This window comes from Arcobacter caeni (assembly GCF_003063245.1).
Lineage (GTDB): Bacteria > Campylobacterota > Campylobacteria > Campylobacterales > Arcobacteraceae > Aliarcobacter > Aliarcobacter caeni.
Genome location: NZ_MUXE01000047.1, coordinates 1 through 614, shown reverse-complemented (window position 1 = coordinate 614; position 614 = coordinate 1). Strand labels below are relative to the sequence as shown.

The 614-nt window shown below is 28.8% G+C and carries 2 protein-coding genes; both read right to left on the bottom strand.

Annotated features, from left to right (window positions below; translation table 11 throughout):
- Positions 1–150 (bottom strand): NADH-quinone oxidoreductase subunit NuoK (locus tag B0174_RS12060; RefSeq protein WP_205663531.1); only part of this gene is annotated, 150 nt, incomplete at its 3' end.
- On the bottom strand, positions 147–614 hold a 468-nt coding region (locus B0174_RS12055), incomplete at its 5' end, for an NADH-quinone oxidoreductase subunit J family protein (RefSeq protein ID WP_407641253.1). The genes B0174_RS12060 and B0174_RS12055, both read right to left, overlap by 4 nt.

Below are 614 nucleotides of genomic sequence, written 5' to 3'. Positions count from 1 at the left end.
TTCAAATGTTATAAGGAAAAGTGCAATTCCATTTAACATAAGTTCTATTGACATATAAATAACAAAGATATTTCTTCTAGCAATTACACCTATAACACCAATAGAAAAAAGAATCATAGAGACAAAAGCATAAGATGTTAAACTAATCATGCATTCTCCTTATTCGATTTTTTTCTTTTTGCTAAAACAATTGAACCAACAAGCGCAACTAATAGAAGAATTGAAATCAATTCGAATGCTAAAATCCAATCATTATATAAAAGTTGTCCAATTGGTTTAATATCACCAAAAGTACTATCCGCAACAATATTCATATCTGCTTCTGGAAGCTTTGATACTGCTTTTAAAATAACTACATTAAAAGGAATCATTATTGCTGCACCAATTCCTATTAAAAGATACTTCTTAGGTTCTTTTGGAAGATGCTCATCTTTAATGTTAAGAAACATAAGTAAGAATAGAATCAGTGTCATAATTGCACCAGCATAAACAATAATTTGTACCATAAACAAGAATGTTGCATTTAATAGTGCAAATAGACCAGCTACAGCTAAAATAGAAATTAATAGTCCAAGTGCTGAGTACATTGGTTTTCTAAAAAAAAGCATCATTAC